This window comes from Kitasatospora sp. NPDC043949 (assembly GCF_056435365.1).
The window spans coordinates 45,812-62,522 of sequence record NZ_JBWKEQ010000046.1 but is presented as its reverse complement, the minus strand read 5'-3'; the positions used below and the strand labels follow the sequence as shown (position 1 = coordinate 62,522).

The window sequence follows — 16,711 nt, the reverse complement described above, 5'->3', positions numbered from 1 at the left end:
GCGCTCCCATCGGGGGGGGGGGGAGCGGCCGCCTCCCCCCCCCCCCCCCCCCCCCCCCCCCCGCCCCACCCCCCCCCCCCCCCCCCGGGCTGGCTGGCGGGCGGCGCCGCTCACGCCAGGGCGACCAGCTCCAGGTAGGAGTCGTGCCACAGGTCCTCGTCGCCGTCGGGGAGGAGCAGGACGCGGTCGGGCCGCAGGGCCTCGATGGCACCCGGGTCGTGGGTGACCATCACGATCGCGCCCGGGTAGGTGCCGACCGCCGCCAGCACCTCCGCCCGGGAGGCCGGGTCGAGGTTGTTGGTGGGCTCGTCGAGCAGCAGGACGTTGGCGCCGGAGTGGACCAGGCCGGCCAGCGCCAGCCGGGTCTTCTCACCGCCCGAGAGGACCCCGGCCGACTTGTCGGCGTCGTCGCCGCGGAACAGGAACGCGCCGAGGACGTGCCGCAGTTCGCCGTCGCTCAGGTGGGGCGCGGCCTGGGCGAGGTTGTCGCGGACGCTGCGCGCCGGGTCGAGGGTGTCGTGCTCCTGCGCGAAGTAGCCGAGCCGCAGGCCCGGGCCGGGCACCACCCGCCCGGTGTCGGGGCTCTCGTGGCCGGCCAGGACGCGCAGCAGGGTGGTCTTGCCGGCGCCGTTCAGGCCGAGCACGACCATCCGGCTGCCCCGGTCGACGGCCAGGTCGAGGCCGGTGAGCACCGGGCGGCCGGCGTAGGCCTTGGCGAGGCTGATCGCGCCGAGCGGCATCCGGCCGCAGGGGGCGGGTTCGGGCAGCCGGATCCGGGCCGTCCGTTCGGCCTGCCGGGCGGGTTCGAGGTCGGCGAGCATCCGGTCGGCGCGGCGGGCCATGCTGCGGGCGCTGGTGGCGGTGGCGACGCTGGCCCGCATCCGGTCGGCCTGGGCGTGCAGGGCGGCGGCCTTGCGTTCGGCGTTGGCCCGTTCCCTGGTGCGGCGGCGCTCGTCGGCGGCGCGCTGGTCGAGGTAGGCCCGCCAGCCGGTGTTGTGGACGTCGATCGCGGCGCGCTGCGGGTCGAGGTGGAAGACCCGGTTGACGGTGTCGGCGAGCAGACCGAGGTCGTGGCTGATCAGGACCAGCCCGCCCTGGTGGGACGCGAGGAAGCCGCGCAGCCAGGCGACGGAGTCGGCGTCGAGGTGGTTGGTGGGTTCGTCGAGCAGCAGGGTGCCGTGGTCGGCGAAGAGGATCCGGGCCAGCTCGACCCGGCGGCGCTGGCCGCCGGAGAGGGTGCCGACCGGGGTGTCCATGACCCGGGCGGGCAGTCCGAGGCCGGCTGCGACCCGGGCGGCCTCGGCCTCGGCCGCGTAGCCGCCCCGGGACTGGAACTCGGCCTCGGAGCGAACGTAGACGTCCATCGCCCGGCGCTGGTCGTGCGGTCCGTCGGCCTGCGCCATCGCCTCCTCGGCGGCGCGCAGCGCGCGGACGGCGGTGGCCAGGCCGCGGGCGGACAGGATGCGGTCGGTGACGGTGGCGGACGGGTCGGCGGCGCGGGAGTCCTGCGGGAGGTAGCCGACGGGGCCGGTGCGGGTGACCGTCCCGGCGGCGGGCGGCAGTTGTCCGGCGAGGGTGGCGAGCAGGGTGGTCTTGCCGGCGCCGTTGCGGCCGACCAGGCCGATCCGGTCGCCGGGGGCGATGTGGACGGTGATGTCGGACAGCAGCAGGCGGGCGCCGACGCGCAGGTCGACACCACGGGTGGTGATCATGGGATAACGCTCCGAAACAGCGAACGGACACACGGGTGGTGTGGAGGCGGGTCCGTCGGCTAGGAAATTCGGGGCGTAGACATGCGGCCAGGGTAGCGGGGCGGGTGAAGCGTCCGCATCCGAATTACCGGGGGAGCGCACCGCGTCCGCGCGGGTTTCGGCCAGTGGGGCGGGTGTTGGCTCGTGGGGCCCCCTTGCCGGGGCGCGGGCCCCGGGCTTCCATGACCCGCATGGGTCGACGTGAGCTCGTTCTCCTGACTGATCACAGTTCGACCGAAGGAAGCCGGGACGTCCTCGTCGCCGCCGCCCGGGCCCTCACCGGCCGGGCGCCCGTGCTGCTCGACGCCCGGCACTTCATGACCGGCGGGGGCGGCCGGATCCGCCCCGACGACGAGGGCGGGCTGCGCCTGGAGGCGGACGGCCGCAGCGTGGCGGCCGACGCCGTCGTGGTCTACGAGATCCCGCCGCACCGGCGGCGCGACTTCGCGCCCTTCCAGCGGCTGCTGGGCGCGCACGGCGCCCGCTCACTCGGCACCGATGTGCAGGCCTGGCGGGCGGCCACCGAGAAGGACCTCACGGTGGCCCGCTTCACCCGCGACGGCGTCGCGCACATGCCGACCGTCTCGCTGTCCCGGCCGAGCCCGCGGGCCGCCGCCGAGGCCTTCGACCGGCTCGGCGGCGACGTCTGGGCCCGGCCCTGCGTCGGCATGGGCGGCGACGACGTCTTCCACGTCACCACCCACGCCCAACTCGCCTCCGCCGCACGGCACTACGAGGACGACGGGGCGGACTGGCTGATCGCCCGGGACGCCCGCAACTTCACCCCGGACGGCCGCCGCCACCAGTACCGGGTGGTGGTGCTCGACGGCCGGGTGGTCCGGGTCGTCGAACACGTGCAGGCGGATCCGGACGCCCCCTGCAACGAGAGCCGCGGCGCCGTCTCCGCCCCGCTCGCCGCCGCCGAACTGCCCCGGGGGCTCGCGGACCTGGCGATCCGCGCGGTCGCCTGCCTCGGCCTGCCGCTGGCCGGTGTCGACCTCGCCGCCGAGAGCGGCGGCGTGGTCTTCGAGGTCAACGTCCACCCGGCGTTCGGCCGCGGCGCCCTGGAGCAGGTCGCCGTGCCGTACGTGGCCGCGCACCTGGAGTCCGTCTGACGGTTCCGGCGGGGCGCACGGCGGGCCGGGCGCGCCCCTGGTCGGCAGCTGTGCGGAGCAGGCCGGCTCTCCTCACCCGAGGGCGCCCCCGGCCGGTCAGCTCCGCAGGATGGCGGCGAGGAGCGACGGGCGGAACAGCAGCGTCGGCGGGGCGACCAGCGACATCACCTCGTGGAACGCGGCGGTGACCGCCGGGTCGTGGGCGGCGCCGGCCAGCACCTTGTCGAGGAAGCGGTGCTGGAACGCGAGGAGGGCGCCGGAGGGGCCGCCGGTGGTGGCGGCGAAGCGGACGTCCTCGGTGCAGGACATCACCCACGGGTTCTTGGAGACGGCCGCGATCGCACGCCGGGCGTCCCGGGCCGTGGCGTGGCCGATGCCGCCGTGGCGCAGGGCGGTGCGGCGCAGCTCCCGGGCGCAGAACAGGGCGACGGTGACACCCTGCCCGTACACCGGGTTGAAGGTGCTGGCGGCGTCGCCGACCACCACCAGGCCGTCCGGGGCGCTGCGTTCGTAGTGTCGCCGGATGCCGGGGCCGGGGACGAAGCCGCGCACCTCGCCGGCCGGCTCGGCCTGCTGGAGCGCCTCGCGGATGCTCGGGTCGCGCAGCCGGGCCAGTTGCTTGGTGAACCCGGCTTCGCCGGGCTCGGGTTCGGCGCCGCGCATGCCGGCGACGCTGACGATCCAGCGGTCGCCCTCGACCGGCAGCAGTACGCCCAGGTGGGGCGCGTCGGGGGCCTTGGTCTGCAGGTATATCGCCTTGTAGCCGATGTCGACGCCGGCCGGGCGGTGGAACAGCCGGGAGGAGTACGCGACGCCCGCGTCCACCCGCTCCTCGGGCACCGGCGGGTGGCCCAGCTCCGCCAGCCAGTCCGGCACCGAGGTCGTGCGGCCGGCCGCGTCCACCACCAACTCGGCCGGGATCTCCCGGACTTCGCCGCGCTCTGGCCCGCGGTCGCGGACCTTGACGCCGGTCACCGTGCGGGCCGACCCGAGCAGGCCGACCACGTCGGCGCCTTCCAGGAACTCGATCGTGGGATCGGCGCGGACCTGGTCCAGCACCGCCTTGTCCAGCACCGGCCGGGTGCAGGAGAGGAAGGCGAGCTGCGCCGGGTACTGCGCCATCCACCCCGCCGAGCTGAGCCACTTCAGATCGCCCGAGACGGCGACCCTCATCGCGCCCGCCTCCGTGAGCTCCTTCTTGATGCCGGGCATCATCTCCTCCAGCGCCCGGTGCCCGGCCTCCAGCACCAGGTGCGCGTGTCGGCCCTGCGGCACCCCGGCCCGGAACGCGGGCTCCGCCGGGTAGCGGTCCCGCTCCACCACCACGATCCGCTCGGCGAACCCGCGCAGGGCCCAGGCCGCCACCGTGCCGGCCAGTCCGCCGCCGATCACCACCGCCGTGCCCCGCCCGGGGGCCGTTTCCGAAGAAGTCATGACACGTAGCGTAGTCGGGCGGTGGCGGCCCCGTAGTCGCATCGGCGGGACGAACGGGCAGGGTGCGAGCGGCCGTTGGAGCCCGAACGCGCCGGGCGCACGACCGGCCCGGAGCGTTGCCGCGCGGGCCCCCGGGGGCGGGCGGTGGGAGGCACCCGGGAGCGGGTACTACACTCGGCGGGAGTTGTGCAGGCACCCCTTTCGGTGCGCGGGCGCGCGGAGCCGAGGAGGTGAGAGCCGTGGAGTGCAGTAGTCCGGGTCGAAGTCGGCCCCGCCCCCGGTTGTCCCGCACCATTCGCGGCACCCGGCGTTCCTCCTCCCGTACGGCTCCCGCGCGGCGCTGACCTCGTCCTCGACGAGGTGCCGCCGGTCGCGCCGTGCGCGTGGTGGCCGGCCGGGCGCCTCCGGCCCGCTGTCCCCGGACGGCGGCCCGGGCACCCACCGTGGAGGTATCCGCCATGTCCGACTGGCGTGTGCGCGCCGTGCGCGCGAGCAAGCGTCCGTTCTCCCGCCCCGTCGGGGGCTCCGGCCCCGTCGACACGCAGCCGGCGCCGGAGCACTCGATGGATCCGCGGCCCGACCAGCCCGTCGAGCCGGTCACCCTGGAGCGCTCGGTGGTGGACGCGGCGGTCTACCGGGACGGGCGGCGGATCGACGCACCGGCGAACCTCGCCGACATCTACCGCGAACTGCCCGACCGGCCCGGCGCGATGGCCTGGATCGGCCTGTACCGCCCGGCCGAGGCGCAGCTGCTGGAGGCGGCGGACCGGTTCAACCTGCACGAACTGGCCGTCGAGGACGCCATCGTCGCCCACCAGCGGCCGAAGCTGGAGCGCTACGGCGACACGCTGTTCGTGGTGCTGCGTGCCGCGCGCTACCTGGACGAGGCGGAGGAGGTCGACTTCGGCGAGATCCACCTCTTCGTGGGCCCCGACTTCGTGCTCACCGTCCGCCATTCCCAGGCGCCGGACCTGTCCGCGGTGCGCCGCCGCCTGGAGACGGACCCGGACCTGCTCGCGCTCGGCCCGGAGGCGGTGCTGTACGCGGTGCTGGACGCCGTGGTGGACGGTTACGCGCCGGTGATCGCCGGGCTCCAGCACGACATCGACGAGATCGAGACGGAGGTGTTCGGCGGCGACCCGCAGGTCTCCCGGCGCATCTACGAGCTGTCCCGCGAGGTGATCGAGCTCCAGCGGGCGACCCGGCCGCTGCTGGAGATCATGAGGAGCCTGGAGGCGGGCTTCGGCAAGTACGGCACCGACGACGAGCTGCAGCGCTACCTGCGCGACGTCGCCGACCACGCCACCTACGCCGCCGAGCGGGTGGACGGCTTCCGGCAGATGCTGCAGAACATCCTGACCGTGAACGCGACGCTGGTCTCGCAGCGGCAGAACGAGGAGATGAAGCAGCTCGCCGAGGCCGGGCACGTGCAGAACGACGAGATCAAGAAGATCTCCTCCTGGGCGGCGATCCTCTTCGCGCCGACGCTGATCGGCACCGTCTACGGGATGAACTTCGAGATCATGCCGGAGCTCAAGTGGGCGTTCGGCTACCCGTTCGCGATCGGGCTGATGGCGCTGGTCTGCACCGGTCTGTACGTGGTCTTCAAGCGCCGCAACTGGCTCTGACAGCGGGGCGGGGCGGGGCGCGGCACGGTCGGTTCGGGCGCGGCGCTCGCGACCGGCTCCGCCGTGCGCCGAAATCCGGTGCGGGTTGACCGGCGGCCGCAACCGGCGTCGGCCGCACGGCTGTTCGCCCGGCGTCAGGGATTCGTCAGGGCGGCGGCGCGGCGCTTGCCCCGGTCCGCGCCCGCCGGTTGGATGAGGAGCATGAACCGCCCGGCACGCCACCACGACCGCCCGCCGCATCCGCGGCCGCCGGTCCGCGTCGCCGCGGCCGCCATCGCCGTGCGCTGATCCGCGCCTCCCCGCCGGAGGGCACGGCACGTGCCGCGCCCCGCCCCGTCGCCCGATCGGCGCGGGGTGCGGGCGGGCGCGCGAGTTCCGCATCTCATCAGGTCTTTTGAGCCCGCACCCCGGCCCGGACAGGGCCGGCGGTGCCCCGCACCCTGGGAACGGTCATGTCCGAATCCGCCCTGTCCGCTCGTACCGCCCTCGTCACCGGCGCCTCCTCCGGCATCGGCTGGGAGACCGCCCGGCTGCTCGCCGGGCTGGGCGCCACCGTGCTGGTGCACGCCCGGACCACCCCGGAGGCCGAGGCGGCCGTCGCCCGGCTGGTCGACGCCGGCGCCCGCCGGGACCAACTCGTCGAGCTGGCCGCCGACTTCACCCGCCTCTCGGAGGTCGCGGTGCTGGCCGGTACGGTCGTCAAGCACTACCCGGCGCTGGACCTGCTGGTCAACAACGCCGCCGCGATGGCGCCCGAGCGCTGCACGCTGACCGACGACGGCAACGAGGTCTCGCTGCAGGTCAACTTCCTGGCCGCGCACCTGCTGGCCAGGCTGCTGCGGGCGCCGCTCTCGGCATCCGGCGACGCCCGGATCGTCAACGTCTCGTCCTCGCTGCACCGGACGGCTTCGATGAACTGGTCGGACCCGCACCGGGTGAAGAGGTACTCGCGGGTGGCCGCGTATGCGCAGTCGCAGCTCGCGCTCACCATGGCGACCGCCGACATGGCCCCGGCCGGCTCCGGCATCACCGCCGTCAGCCTCAACCCGGGCCTGTGCGACACGGCGCTGCTGCCGCTGTACGGGCGGGCCGGCGCGCCGGCGGCGGAGGGTGCGGCGGCCGTCGTCCGGCTCTGCCTGCCGGACGTCGCGGTCGCCAACGGCGCCTACTACGACGGCGGTTCGGTGGCGCCGGTGGCGCAGGCCGCCCAGGAGGAGCGCTCGCTGAAGCGCCTGGTCAAGCTGGCAGACCAGTTGGTCGGCCAGGCCGCTTGAAGCCCTTCCCCGGAATCGGAGAGCACGCGATGTCCAAGCGCGCCCGCAAGAAGAGGGCCCGGCGGAAGAACACGGCGAACCGCGGCCGCCGGGCCGGGCAGGGCTGACCCGCCCACCACCGCGGGCCACCACCCATCACCACTCACCACTCACCACTCACCACTCACCACCGCCGAGAACCACCGCGAACCGGCGGACACCGCCGGGCGCCGGGGACGGTCGCTAAGGATGCGTCAAGAACGGCGCCCGGCGGCGTCAAGGAGCCGTCAGGGGGCGGCTTCCCGCAGGTGGCGCGGCACTAGCGTCGCCCGGCGGAGAGAAACGGTTCTGCTCCGGTTTCAGCAGGAAACCCCGGCGGACCGTGCAGCGGGGGAGAGGAACGTGCGGCCATGACCACCTCGGCAGCGGGCACGACGGCCACCACGGGGGAGGCGGCCCCGGGGACGGAAACCGGTCCGGCGGGGGAACCGGCCCCAGCCGGACCATTGGCCAGGACAACGGCCACAACAACGGCCCGGACATCGGCCCGGACAGCGATTCGGACAACGGCCGCCCCGAGCGCCCTGGCCCGGCTCCGGCACGGCGCACGGACGGTCGGCGGCCGCGCCTACTGGACCACTCCGCGCCTGGTCCGAGGCCTCACTACGCTCAGCCTGGCCGCCCTGATAGGCCTCGGCGCGGCCGCCACCACCGTCCTCGGCGGGGCCCGCGACGGCACCGACACCATCGGCCACCGGGCCGCCCCGCAGGCCACCCGCGCCGCCGACCTCTACTTCGCGCTCAGCGACATGGACGCCCAGGCCGCCAACCTGCTGCTGGTCGGCGCCGACCCCGACTACACGGCGCTGCGCAAGCAGACCCTCGACACCTACGAGCAGCGCCGTGCGCAGGCCGACGGCGACCTCCAGCAGGCCGCCCAGGCCGCCGCCGCCGACCCGGCCGGCCAGAGCGCCGTCCAGCAGGTGCTCGGCCGGCTCGGCAGCTACGAGGCCCTGGTGGCCCGCGCCCAGCTGCTGGAGGAGCAGGCCAAGGCCTCGGCCGGCCAGCCCTCGCCCGCCGCCCTGGACGCCTACCGCCAGGCCACCGACCTGCTGCGCCAACAGCTGCTGCCCGCCGCCGACCAGGTCACCGCCGCCAACGAGGCCACCGTCGAGCAGGTCTACACCGAGCGCCGCGACGCCCTCGGCAGCGGCTGGTGGTGGCTGCTCGCGGTCGGCCTGCTCGCACTCGCCGCGCTGCTCGGGCTCCAGCGCGTCCTGGCGGTGCGCTACCACCGCGTCGTCAACCCGGCGCTGGCCGCAGTCACGCTGCTCACCGGCGTCGTGCTGGCGATCGGCCTGCACCTGGTCAGCCGCGCCGACGACCACCTGGTGACCGCCAAGAGCAACGCCTACGACTCGGTGATCGCGCTCAGCCGCGCCCGTGCCGTCGCCTTCGACCTGAACGCCGACGAGAGCCGCTACCTCACCGACCCGTCCCGCGCGGCCGCCTACGAGCAGAGCTTCCTCGACAAGACCCAGGCGATCGCCCGCCTGGACGGCGCCACCCTCGCCGACTACAACGCCCAACTGGCGGCCGCCGCCGCCCGGCACCGCGCCGACCACGCGGCCGTCCCCTTCGGCGGCTACCTCGGCACCGAACTGCACAACATCACCTTCCCCGGCGAGCAGGACGCCGCAGAGCGGGTGCTGGCCGCCTTCCAGCAGTACCAGCAGGACGACCGGAAGATCCGCGCGCTGCGCGACGAGGGCCGGCTCAAGGAGGCGGTGACGCTCAACACCGGTCTCTCCCAGGGGCAGTCCAACTACGACTTCGACCAGCTGAGCACGGCCATCGGGGACACCATCGCGGTCAACGCCATGGCGATGGACTCGGCGGTCGCCGCGACCGACGGCGACCTCGACGCCAGCACGGCGGCCCTGGCCGCGGGGGCGCTGGCGGCGGCGCTCGCCCTCACCGCGCTGGGCGTCCGGCCGCGCCTGCGCGAGTACCGGTAGCCGCCGGCACCGACTCCGCGGCGGGGCCCGGTAGCGACGCACACCGCCACCGGGCCCCGCCGCGGGGCAGCCGGTCATGCCCCGGGCGGGCGTCGGCGGAGCCCCGGCGGGCTCCGGTGCCCCGGTCTCAGCCGGCGGCGAGCCGGTCGTACTCGGCGTCCGGGTCCAGCTGGCGCCGGTACTCGGCGTGCAGCCGGACGTCGCCCTCCGGCCCGGCCAGACGGGCGAGCGGGCCCCGGACGCCCGGGAGCGGCCGGGCGCGCGGCCACTGCTGGGCGAGTACGGCGAGCGGGGTGCCGTCGCCGGAGCGCAGGATCCAGCTGGCGCGGCCGCCGCCGATCAGGGGCAGGTACGGCCGGGGGAGTCCGAGGGCGGCGAGCGCCTCCGGCAGGTCGAGGCCGTCGGGTAGGGCGAGCGCCGCGGCGTGCGGGGCGTCGGCGTCGTCGCCGGCCGCGACGCTGTCCCGGGTGAGGTGGATGCGCATGGCCGGACAGCATAGGGCGCGCCGACGGGCCCGCGCGCCCGTGCACCGGTGTGCCGGTTTGACAAACACCCTTGCCGTCCCGGCGAATGGCAGGCATGGCCGACGAAGACTTCGAGAACGTCCTCACCACGGTGGGCCCCCGGCTGCGCGCCCTGCGACGCGAGCGCGGCACCACCCTCGCCAAACTGGCCGCCGCCACCGGGATCTCGCTCAGCACGCTGTCCCGGCTGGAGTCCGGGCAGCGCAAGCCGACCCTGGAACTGCTGCTGCCGCTGGCCCGGGAGTACCGGGTGCCGCTGGACGAACTGGTCGGCGCCCCGGCCACCGGTGACCCCCGGGTCCATCCCCGCCCGGTGACCAGGAACGGCCAGACCATCATCCCGCTCACCCGCCACCTCGGCGGTCTGCACGCCTTCAAGCAGATCATGCCGCCCGGCCGGGGCACCGAGCCCGAGTTGGAGCTGAAGGTGCACGAGGGCCACGAGTGGCTGTACGTCCTGTCCGGCCGGCTGCGGCTGGTGCTCGGTTCGCACGACCTGGTGCTGACGGCTGGTGAGGCCGCCGAGTTCGACACCCGGACCCCGCACGCCTTCGGCAACGCCGGGCCGCAGCCGGTGGAGTTCCTCAGTCTGTTCGGTCCTCAGGGTGAGCGGATCCATGTCAGGGCGCGCCCGGGAACCTCCGTTCGGTAGGTTCGTTCCCTGACAGCGGGGGTTTTCCGTTCCGGTCTCCCGCCAGGCCGTCGGGAGGGGCCGAGAAGATGAGCGTCCAGCAGAGCACGGAGTCCGGCGAGAGCGGTGGAACCGGGGAGCGCGGTGCGGTGGGTGCGCCCGAAGTCCCGGGCGCGGCGGGGGCCTTCGGGGCCTCCGGCGGCGGATCCGGCCGGGCCGGCGGTGGTTCCGGCGGCGGCGACGGCAGCGGCGGCAGCGGTCCGACCGGTGGGGCCGACGGGACCGGCGGTGCGGAGCCGGACGCCAAGAGCGGGCGGAAGAAGCGCCCGTTCTGGCAGGAGCTCCCGATTCTGCTGGTGATCGCCCTGCTGCTCTCGCTCGGCATCAAGACCTTCTTCGTCCAGGCCTTCTCGATCCCCTCCGGTTCGATGGAGCAGACCCTGGCGATCGGCGACCGGGTGCTGGTCGACAAGTTGACGCCGTGGTTCGGTGCCGAGCCCGAGCGTGGCGAGGTGGTGGTCTTCCGTGATCCGGGCGGCTGGCTGGAGAGCGTGCCGACGCACGCGGACGGCTCGGTCATGAGCTCGGTCCAGAAGGTGCTGAGCACCGTCGGCCTGATGCCTTCGGCGGACGAGAAGGACCTGATCAAGCGGGTGATCGCGGTCGGCGGGGACACCGTCGAGTGCAAGGCGGGAAGCCCGCTGAAGGTGAACGGCGTCGCGCTGGACGAGCCGTACCTGTTCCCCGGCTCGGCGCCCTGCGACCAGGACCCGGTGGGCATCGTCACCGTCCCCAAGGGCAAGCTCTGGGTGATGGGCGACCACCGCAACAACTCGCGGGACTCCCGCCCGCACCACAACGAGACCGGTGACGGCTTCGTGCCGGTGGGGAACGTGATCGGCCGGGCGTTCGTCGTCGCGTGGCCGCTCACGGACTGGTCCACCCTGCCCGTCCCGGACACCTTCGGCAAGGTGCCGGCGGGCGCGGCCGCGCCGGTGCAGGCGCCGTCGGCGCCGGACGCGCTCGGGCTGGCCGCCGTCGTGCCGTTCGCCCTGTGGCGCCGCCGCCGTAGCGCGCGCCGGAGCCGCCACTGAGCCGGGTGAGGGCTTCGGCGGAACTCCTCCCGTCCTTCTCTACACGCCTGTAGAGTTTCCGGGGTGAGCTGCACGCCTGGTCGCGTGGCCGCCCGACCGGGGAGGCCGCGCGCCGGGGCCGGGTCGGGAGGCGGAACCGTGGTGGAGAGTCGGCGCAGTCCTGTGGCCGTCGGGGAACCGGCGGACCCGGACGTCCAGTGGGTGTACCAGCCGGTCGAGGTGGACCTCGGCGACGGCGCCTGGGCGTCCGGGCGGATCAGCGGCTGGTGGCAGGACTCCGCCGGGCAGCGGTGGTGCCGGTTGCGGGTGAGTCGCAGCGGGCGGCCGGCGGGCTGGGAGCGGTTCGATCCGGCGCGGGTCCTGCTGCTGCCGGTCGCCGGGCTCTGAAGAGACGTCGGCCGGTTTCGACGAGACCGGTTCCGATCGGACCGGAACCGGCCTGATCGGTACCGGCATGATCGGAACCGGACCGGTGGGCCCGGACGTCCCTCGGTGCGGCGATCACGAGGCGTTGTCCATAAGAGATTCACAAAATATGACGGCATGTGCGATTCTGTGCAGCGCCCCCGTGACCCGCCCCATCCGTGTCGGCACCTTGGGGGGCCCGGGGACCGCCGACATGCCACTTCATCGACCGGGGACGACGTGAGTTCCGAGATCTACTTCAGCAGCAACTACCGCGACCTGTGCGAGCAGCACGGCACCGGCGCGGGCTTCCAGTTCGAGTTCTCCTGCTACCGCTGCTCCGACACCTGGCGCTCGTCGTTCGAGGCGTTCACCACCGGTCAGGTGGCGGGCTGGATCGGCAAGGGCGTCAGCGCCGCCTGGAACCTCATCGGCGGCAACGCCAACACCATCAGCAACGCTGCCGACGGCCTGGCCGGCCACACCTGGGGCAACGCGCGCGACGCCGCCTTCCAGCGCGCGATCACCAACGCCCAGGTGCACTTCAACCGCTGCGCCCGCTGCACCCACTACGTCTGCGGCCGCTGCTTCGACCCGGGCCAGGGCCTGTGCCACAACTGCGCCCCGGACACGGCGGCCGAGGCGATGGCGGCGCAGCGGCGCGGCCTCAACGACATGGTGTCCGACCGCTCCTACCAGCAGGGCCAGCAGTCCGGCGCCGAGTTCGACGTGCGGACGCCGCGCCAGCTCGTCTGCCCGCAGTGCTCGGCGGAGACGCACGGCACGCCGTTCTGCCCGGGCTGCGGCCACCGGCTCGCCCAGCCGACCCAGTGCGGCCAGTGCCACCAGGACATCCCGGAGGGCGCCGCGTTCTGCCCGTCCTGCGGCATCAGGCGCTGACCCCGCAGGCCTCGTAGACCTCACAGGCCCAGCACGCCCCGCGCACCTCGCGACGGCGGGGCGCCTCCGGATCGGGATCCGCAGGCGCCCCGCCGTTGTCGTGCGTCCCGTCCGGGTCAGCCGTACGACACGTTGGCGCACGGGTCGTCGTCGGCCGACCGGGCGGCGTTGGCGACGCTGCTGGGCACCGGGGCCGGAGCGGCCGGGGCGCCGGCCGACGCGGAGGCGGCCGGGTCGGCGGCACCGGCCGGATTGGCGGCGGCGAAGTCGTGGCCGAGCACCACGCTGACACCCTTGCCGCCGGCCTGGACGGTGGCACCCGGGAACAGCTTCGCGACCGCGTCGGCCGCGGCGCGCTCGCCCGCGCCGTACTCGACGACCGTGGTGGAGCGCGGCTTGCCGGTCGCGTTGCCGACGCTGGTCACGGTGTAGCCGGCGCCCTTGACAGCCTCCGCGGCCTTGCCGCCGAGCCCGGTCGCGCCGGTGCCGTTGAGCACGGCGACCTTCACGTCGGCGGGCTTGGCCTCGCCGCCCTTGGCGTCCGGCACGGGGGTGGTGGCGGTGGGGCTGGGGGTGGCCTCGGCGGCGGGGGTACCCGGCGCGGCGGAGTCCGCGGCGGTGGCGCTGGCGTCCTGGCCGTCCAGGGTGCGGTCGGCCTTGAGCGCGGCCCAGAGCTGGTCCGCGTCGGGGTGGACGAGGGCGACCCGCGGGCCCTCGTAACGCCACGGCGCCGTCACGAACTTGACGTCGTGCAGGTTGACGTCCTTGAGCGACATGGCGAAGGAGAGCAGCTTGGCCGCCGAGCCGAGGTCGGGGTCGACGGTGAGCGACTTGGTCGCGGCGTCGGCGAGCGGCAGGAGGGTGGTCGGGTCCATGCCGCGGGACTTGACCTCCTTGATGAGCGAGGAGAGGAAGGCCTGCTGACGCTTGGTGCGGCCGATGTCGGAGCCGTCGCCGATGCCGTGCCGCACTCGGACGAAGTCGAGCGCGGACTGGCCCTCCACCTTCTGCTTGCCCTTGGGGAAGACCAGCTTGCCCTTCTTGCCCAGGTTCGGGTTCAGATCGCCCTCGTGGATGTCGTTCGGCAGGCAGACCTCGACGCCGCCGACCGCCTTCGTCATCGAGGCGAAGCCGTTGAAGTCCACCACGATGGTGTGGTCGACCCGCAGGTTGGTGAGCTTCTCGACGGCGTTCTGGGTGCAGGCCGGGTTGCCCTGGTCGCTGTCGCCCACCGAGAAGGCGCTGTTGAACATCACATTGGTCTGCTCCTTGGTCCACTTGCCGTTCGGGAGCTTGCACGGCGGGATGGTGACCAGGGAGTCGCGGGGGATGGAGATGCCGACGGCGTGCTTGTGGTCGGCGTAGACGTGCAGCAGGATCGCGGTGTCCGAGCGGGCGCCGCCGTCCCCGCCGCCGCCCAGGTCGCTGTTGCCGTTGCCGCGGCTGTCCGAGCCGATCAGCAGGACGTTGACCGGGGAGCGGCCCTGGGCGTCCGGGGCCGCGGCGGCCGGCCGGTCCTTGCTGAGGGCATCGCCGTCGAAGGTGGTGAGGTTGCTGTTCAGGCGGTAGTAGACGGCGCAGCCGCCGAGGACGAGGAGGGCGGTGCAGCCGGCCGTCACCCAGAGCACCTTCTCCTTGGTGCTGCGCTTGGCCTTCGGCTTCGCCCGGCTCGTGCGGCCCGCCTGACCGGCCCTGCGTGCCTGACCGGTCCGGTCGGCCTGGCCGCCGTCCGCCGGGCGGCCCTCCGCGGTGCGGTCCTCGGGTGTGCGGCCGTCGGGTATGCGGCCCTCCGGCGAGCTGCCGGCTGCCCGGCGCGGCGATTTTCCGGCTCCGGGGGAACCCCTGCGACCAGACACGTCGTCATCCTCCACAGTTGCCACGAAACCCCCGTCGAACCGGCGGGCGTGCGTGACCGGGGCCGGAGCCGATCCGGGCAGGCCCGTCGCTAAACTTTTACACCGCTGTAGAAACTCAGTGGAGCATACTAGGCGCAGATGAGAAAACCACCTGGTCAGACCAGCGGATCCGGTCGGCCAGGCTCCTCCGCGCTGCTCAGAACCCGTACGAGGAGCACGATGACTCACCGGATCGCACGTTCGATAGCCGGCGCCCTGGTGGCACTGCTGGCCGCCGTCGGCCTCACCGCCGCGGCGTCGAGCGCGACGGCGACGGCCGCACCCCGGCCCGTCGCGGCCGCCGCCACCACCGTTTCCGTCACCGGCTCCGGCCCGGCCGCCCCGGCGGCGGGCCCGGCCGTCTCCGTCAGCACCCGGAGCGGTCAGACCGCGCCGGCCGCCCACCTCGCGGCCAAGGACGAGAAGAAGAAGTCGGGCTTCTTCGCCAAGCTCGGCAAGTTCCTGATCGTCGTGGTCATCCTGATCATCCTGTTCTTCGTGCTGCTGATCGTCGGCATCGTCTACGCCGCGAAGCGGATCTTCGGCCGCCGCAAGTGAGCCGCGGTGGCCCGCCCCGGCGCCGCAGCGGCACCGGGGCGGGCCACCCGGGCGCGATTGGCCCTGGGCGCGGCGTGCGACCGGCCCGACGATGGGCGGCATGAGCGACTACCTCGGCCACCGGGCCCCCGACGGACAGCAGGCTTCTGGCGGACAGCAGACCCCCGACGGACACCGGACCCCCGACGGACACCGGACCCCCGACGGACACCGGACCCCCGGCGCGCTGCGCCCCGAGAGCCGGATCGTCCACCCGCCTCTCGCGGACATCACCGGCAGCCGCCCGATGGGCGTGCCACTGCACCAGAGCCACCTCTTCGCCTTCGACACCAGCGACGCGCTCACCCAGGCCTTCAGCGGCCCGGGCGGGGCCTTCTTCTACAACCGCTACGGCAACCCGACCGTCCGCTCGCTGGAGACGGCGGTGGCCGACCTCGAAGGCGGCGCCGGTGCGATCGCCACCGCCTCCGGCATGGGCGCGATCAACACCGTCCTGCTCGCCCTGCTGCGCTCCGGCGACCACGTGATCGCCCAGCGAAGCCTGTACGGCGGTACCTTCGCCGTGCTCGCCGACCTCGCCGAGCGCTGGGGGGTGGAGGTCACCCACGTCGGGGGCGACGACCCGGCCGAGGTCGAGGCGGCCCTGCGGCCCACCACCCGGCTGCTGCACCTGGAGACCATCTCCAACCCCACCACCAGGGTCACCGACCTGCCCGGGCTGATCGGCGTCGCCAAGCGGGCCGGGGTGGTCAGCGTCGTGGACAACACCTTCGCGACGCCGCTGCTCTGTCGGCCGATCGAGTACGGCGCGGACGTCGTCATCCACTCGGCCACCAAGTACCTCGGCGGCCACTCGGACGTCCTGGCCGGCGTCGCCGTCCTCGCGGACGCCGAACTGCACCGCAAGGTCTGGCGCTACGCCATCGAACTCGGCGCCGCCGTCGACCCGTTCGCCGCCTGGCTGACCCTGCGCGGCCTCCAGACCCTCGCCCTGCGGGTCCGCCGGCACTGTGAGAGCGCCCTCGACCTGGCCGGTCGCCTCGCCGCCCACCCCGCGGTCGGGGCCGTCCACTACCCGGGCCTGCCCGGGCACCCCGACCACGACCTCGCCCGCCGGCTCCTGCCCGACGGCCACGGCGGCGTCCTGGCCTTCGACCTCGTCGGCGGCCGCGAGGCGGCCCGCACCTTCACCGAGTCCGTCCGCCTGGCCGCCCTCGCCCCCTCCCTCGGCGGCGTGCACACCCTCGTGCTCCACCCGGCCAGCACCTCCCACCGCCAGCTCGACGACGCCGAGTTGGCCGCCGCCGGGATCGGCCCGGGGACGGTGCGGGTGTCGGTGGGCATCGAGCACCCCGAGGACCTGTGGGCGGACGTGGAGGGTGCGCTGGCGAAGGTGTGACGGCCGCCCGACCGGCGCCGCCGGGCTGTCGACCGGTTGCGTGCGCGTGCACCTAAATGTATGGTGCGTGCGCACGCACACACTTTTCCCCGGAGAAGCCGGGGAG

General features: G+C 74.3%; 14 protein-coding genes. 10 read left to right on the top strand and 4 right to left on the bottom strand.

The annotated features are described in order from the left end of the window. Positions 1 to 110: 110 nt before the first annotated feature. Positions 111 to 1,712, bottom strand: a complete 1,602-nt coding sequence (locus AC07AL_RS29865) for an ABC-F family ATP-binding cassette domain-containing protein (RefSeq protein ID WP_478318857.1) — start codon at positions 1,710 to 1,712, stop codon at positions 111 to 113. 230 nt (positions 1,713 to 1,942) lie between these two features. Between AC07AL_RS29865 and AC07AL_RS29860 the strand changes: the two genes are divergently transcribed. Then, a complete protein-coding gene (locus tag AC07AL_RS29860) occupies positions 1,943 to 2,866 on the top strand; it encodes an ATP-grasp domain-containing protein (RefSeq protein WP_478318855.1) in 924 nt (307 codons plus the stop codon). 96 nt (positions 2,867 to 2,962) lie between these two features. Here AC07AL_RS29860 and AC07AL_RS29855 read toward each other — a convergent pair whose 3' ends face one another. Beyond that, positions 2,963 to 4,300 carry an NAD(P)/FAD-dependent oxidoreductase gene (locus tag AC07AL_RS29855; protein ID WP_478318854.1) on the bottom strand — a complete coding sequence of 446 codons (1,338 nt, stop codon included), beginning with the start codon at positions 4,298 to 4,300 and terminating at the stop codon, positions 2,963 to 2,965. A gap of 458 nt (positions 4,301 to 4,758) precedes the next feature. On the opposite strand from AC07AL_RS29855, the gene AC07AL_RS29850 reads away from it, so the two are divergent. The 3 genes from AC07AL_RS29850 (at position 4,759) to AC07AL_RS29840 (ending at position 9,199) form a co-directional block, all read left to right on the top strand. Beyond that, a complete protein-coding gene (locus AC07AL_RS29850; protein ID WP_363582673.1) occupies positions 4,759 to 5,928 on the top strand; it encodes a magnesium and cobalt transport protein CorA in 1,170 nt (389 codons plus the stop codon). A 452-nt stretch (positions 5,929 to 6,380) separates the two neighbouring features. Further along, positions 6,381 to 7,202 (top strand): SDR family NAD(P)-dependent oxidoreductase, encoded by an 822-nt coding sequence (locus tag AC07AL_RS29845; RefSeq protein WP_363582675.1) that lies wholly within the window; start codon positions 6,381 to 6,383, stop codon positions 7,200 to 7,202. 485 nt (positions 7,203 to 7,687) lie between these two features. After that, positions 7,688 to 9,199, top strand: coding sequence for a hypothetical protein (locus tag AC07AL_RS29840; RefSeq protein ID WP_400805736.1), 1,512 nt, complete (start codon positions 7,688 to 7,690; stop codon positions 9,197 to 9,199). A 127-nt stretch (positions 9,200 to 9,326) separates the two neighbouring features. Here the strand turns inward: AC07AL_RS29840 and AC07AL_RS29835 are convergent, their stop codons facing one another. Then, positions 9,327 to 9,683, bottom strand: a complete 357-nt coding sequence (locus tag AC07AL_RS29835) for a hypothetical protein (protein WP_363631319.1) — start codon at positions 9,681 to 9,683, stop codon at positions 9,327 to 9,329. Positions 9,684 to 9,778: 95 nt separating this feature from the next. Between AC07AL_RS29835 and AC07AL_RS29830 the strand changes: the two genes are divergently transcribed. From AC07AL_RS29830 to AC07AL_RS29815, 4 genes are all read left to right on the top strand, one after another. Next, positions 9,779 to 10,375 (top strand): helix-turn-helix domain-containing protein, encoded by a 597-nt coding sequence (locus AC07AL_RS29830; RefSeq protein WP_063350727.1) that lies wholly within the window; start codon positions 9,779 to 9,781, stop codon positions 10,373 to 10,375. Positions 10,376 to 10,443: 68 nt separating this feature from the next. After that, on the top strand, positions 10,444 to 11,448 hold the full coding sequence (lepB, locus tag AC07AL_RS29825; protein WP_400984929.1) for a signal peptidase I: 1,005 nt from the start codon (positions 10,444 to 10,446) through the stop codon (positions 11,446 to 11,448). A gap of 138 nt (positions 11,449 to 11,586) precedes the next feature. Continuing rightward, positions 11,587 to 11,835 (top strand): hypothetical protein, encoded by a 249-nt coding sequence (locus AC07AL_RS29820; protein WP_363631316.1) that lies wholly within the window; start codon positions 11,587 to 11,589, stop codon positions 11,833 to 11,835. 258 nt (positions 11,836 to 12,093) lie between these two features. Then, positions 12,094 to 12,753: a double zinc ribbon domain-containing protein gene (locus AC07AL_RS29815; RefSeq protein ID WP_478318852.1), complete on the top strand. Its 660-nt coding sequence runs from the start codon at positions 12,094 to 12,096 to the stop codon at positions 12,751 to 12,753. A 116-nt stretch (positions 12,754 to 12,869) separates the two neighbouring features. On the opposite strand, the gene AC07AL_RS29810 is transcribed toward AC07AL_RS29815, so the two are convergent. Then, the gene (locus AC07AL_RS29810) at positions 12,870 to 14,609 is read right to left on the bottom strand and encodes an LCP family protein (protein ID WP_478318851.1); all 1,740 of its coding nucleotides are present in this window, start codon (positions 14,607 to 14,609) and stop codon (positions 12,870 to 12,872) included. 219 nt (positions 14,610 to 14,828) lie between these two features. Here AC07AL_RS29810 and AC07AL_RS29805 point away from each other — a divergent pair, with 219 nt between their 5' ends. Next, on the top strand, positions 14,829 to 15,206 hold the full coding sequence (locus AC07AL_RS29805) for a hypothetical protein (protein ID WP_063350731.1): 378 nt from the start codon (positions 14,829 to 14,831) through the stop codon (positions 15,204 to 15,206). A gap of 100 nt (positions 15,207 to 15,306) precedes the next feature. Beyond that, on the top strand, positions 15,307 to 16,605 hold the full coding sequence (locus AC07AL_RS29800) for a trans-sulfuration enzyme family protein (RefSeq protein ID WP_478318850.1): 1,299 nt from the start codon (positions 15,307 to 15,309) through the stop codon (positions 16,603 to 16,605). The last annotated feature ends 106 nt before the right edge of the window (positions 16,606 to 16,711 follow it).

Excerpts from the sequence above, each read along its gene's own strand:
- AC07AL_RS29865 (WP_478318857.1), bottom strand. The coding sequence starts at position 1,712 with ATGATCACCACCCGTGGTGTCGACCTGCGCGTCGGCGCCCGCCTGCTG.
- AC07AL_RS29860 (WP_478318855.1), top strand. The coding sequence starts at position 1,943 with ATGGGTCGACGTGAGCTCGTTCTCCTGACTGATCACAGTTCGACCGAA.
- AC07AL_RS29855 (WP_478318854.1), bottom strand. The coding sequence starts at position 4,300 with ATGACTTCTTCGGAAACGGCCCCCGGGCGGGGCACGGCGGTGGTGATC.
- AC07AL_RS29850 (WP_363582673.1), top strand. The coding sequence starts at position 4,759 with ATGTCCGACTGGCGTGTGCGCGCCGTGCGCGCGAGCAAGCGTCCGTTC.
- AC07AL_RS29845 (WP_363582675.1), top strand. The coding sequence starts at position 6,381 with ATGTCCGAATCCGCCCTGTCCGCTCGTACCGCCCTCGTCACCGGCGCC.
- AC07AL_RS29835 (WP_363631319.1), bottom strand. The coding sequence starts at position 9,683 with ATGCGCATCCACCTCACCCGGGACAGCGTCGCGGCCGGCGACGACGCC.
- AC07AL_RS29830 (WP_063350727.1), top strand. The coding sequence starts at position 9,779 with ATGGCCGACGAAGACTTCGAGAACGTCCTCACCACGGTGGGCCCCCGG.
- lepB (WP_400984929.1), top strand. The coding sequence starts at position 10,444 with ATGAGCGTCCAGCAGAGCACGGAGTCCGGCGAGAGCGGTGGAACCGGG.
- AC07AL_RS29805 (WP_063350731.1), top strand. The coding sequence starts at position 14,829 with ATGACTCACCGGATCGCACGTTCGATAGCCGGCGCCCTGGTGGCACTG.
- AC07AL_RS29800 (WP_478318850.1), top strand. The coding sequence starts at position 15,307 with ATGAGCGACTACCTCGGCCACCGGGCCCCCGACGGACAGCAGGCTTCT.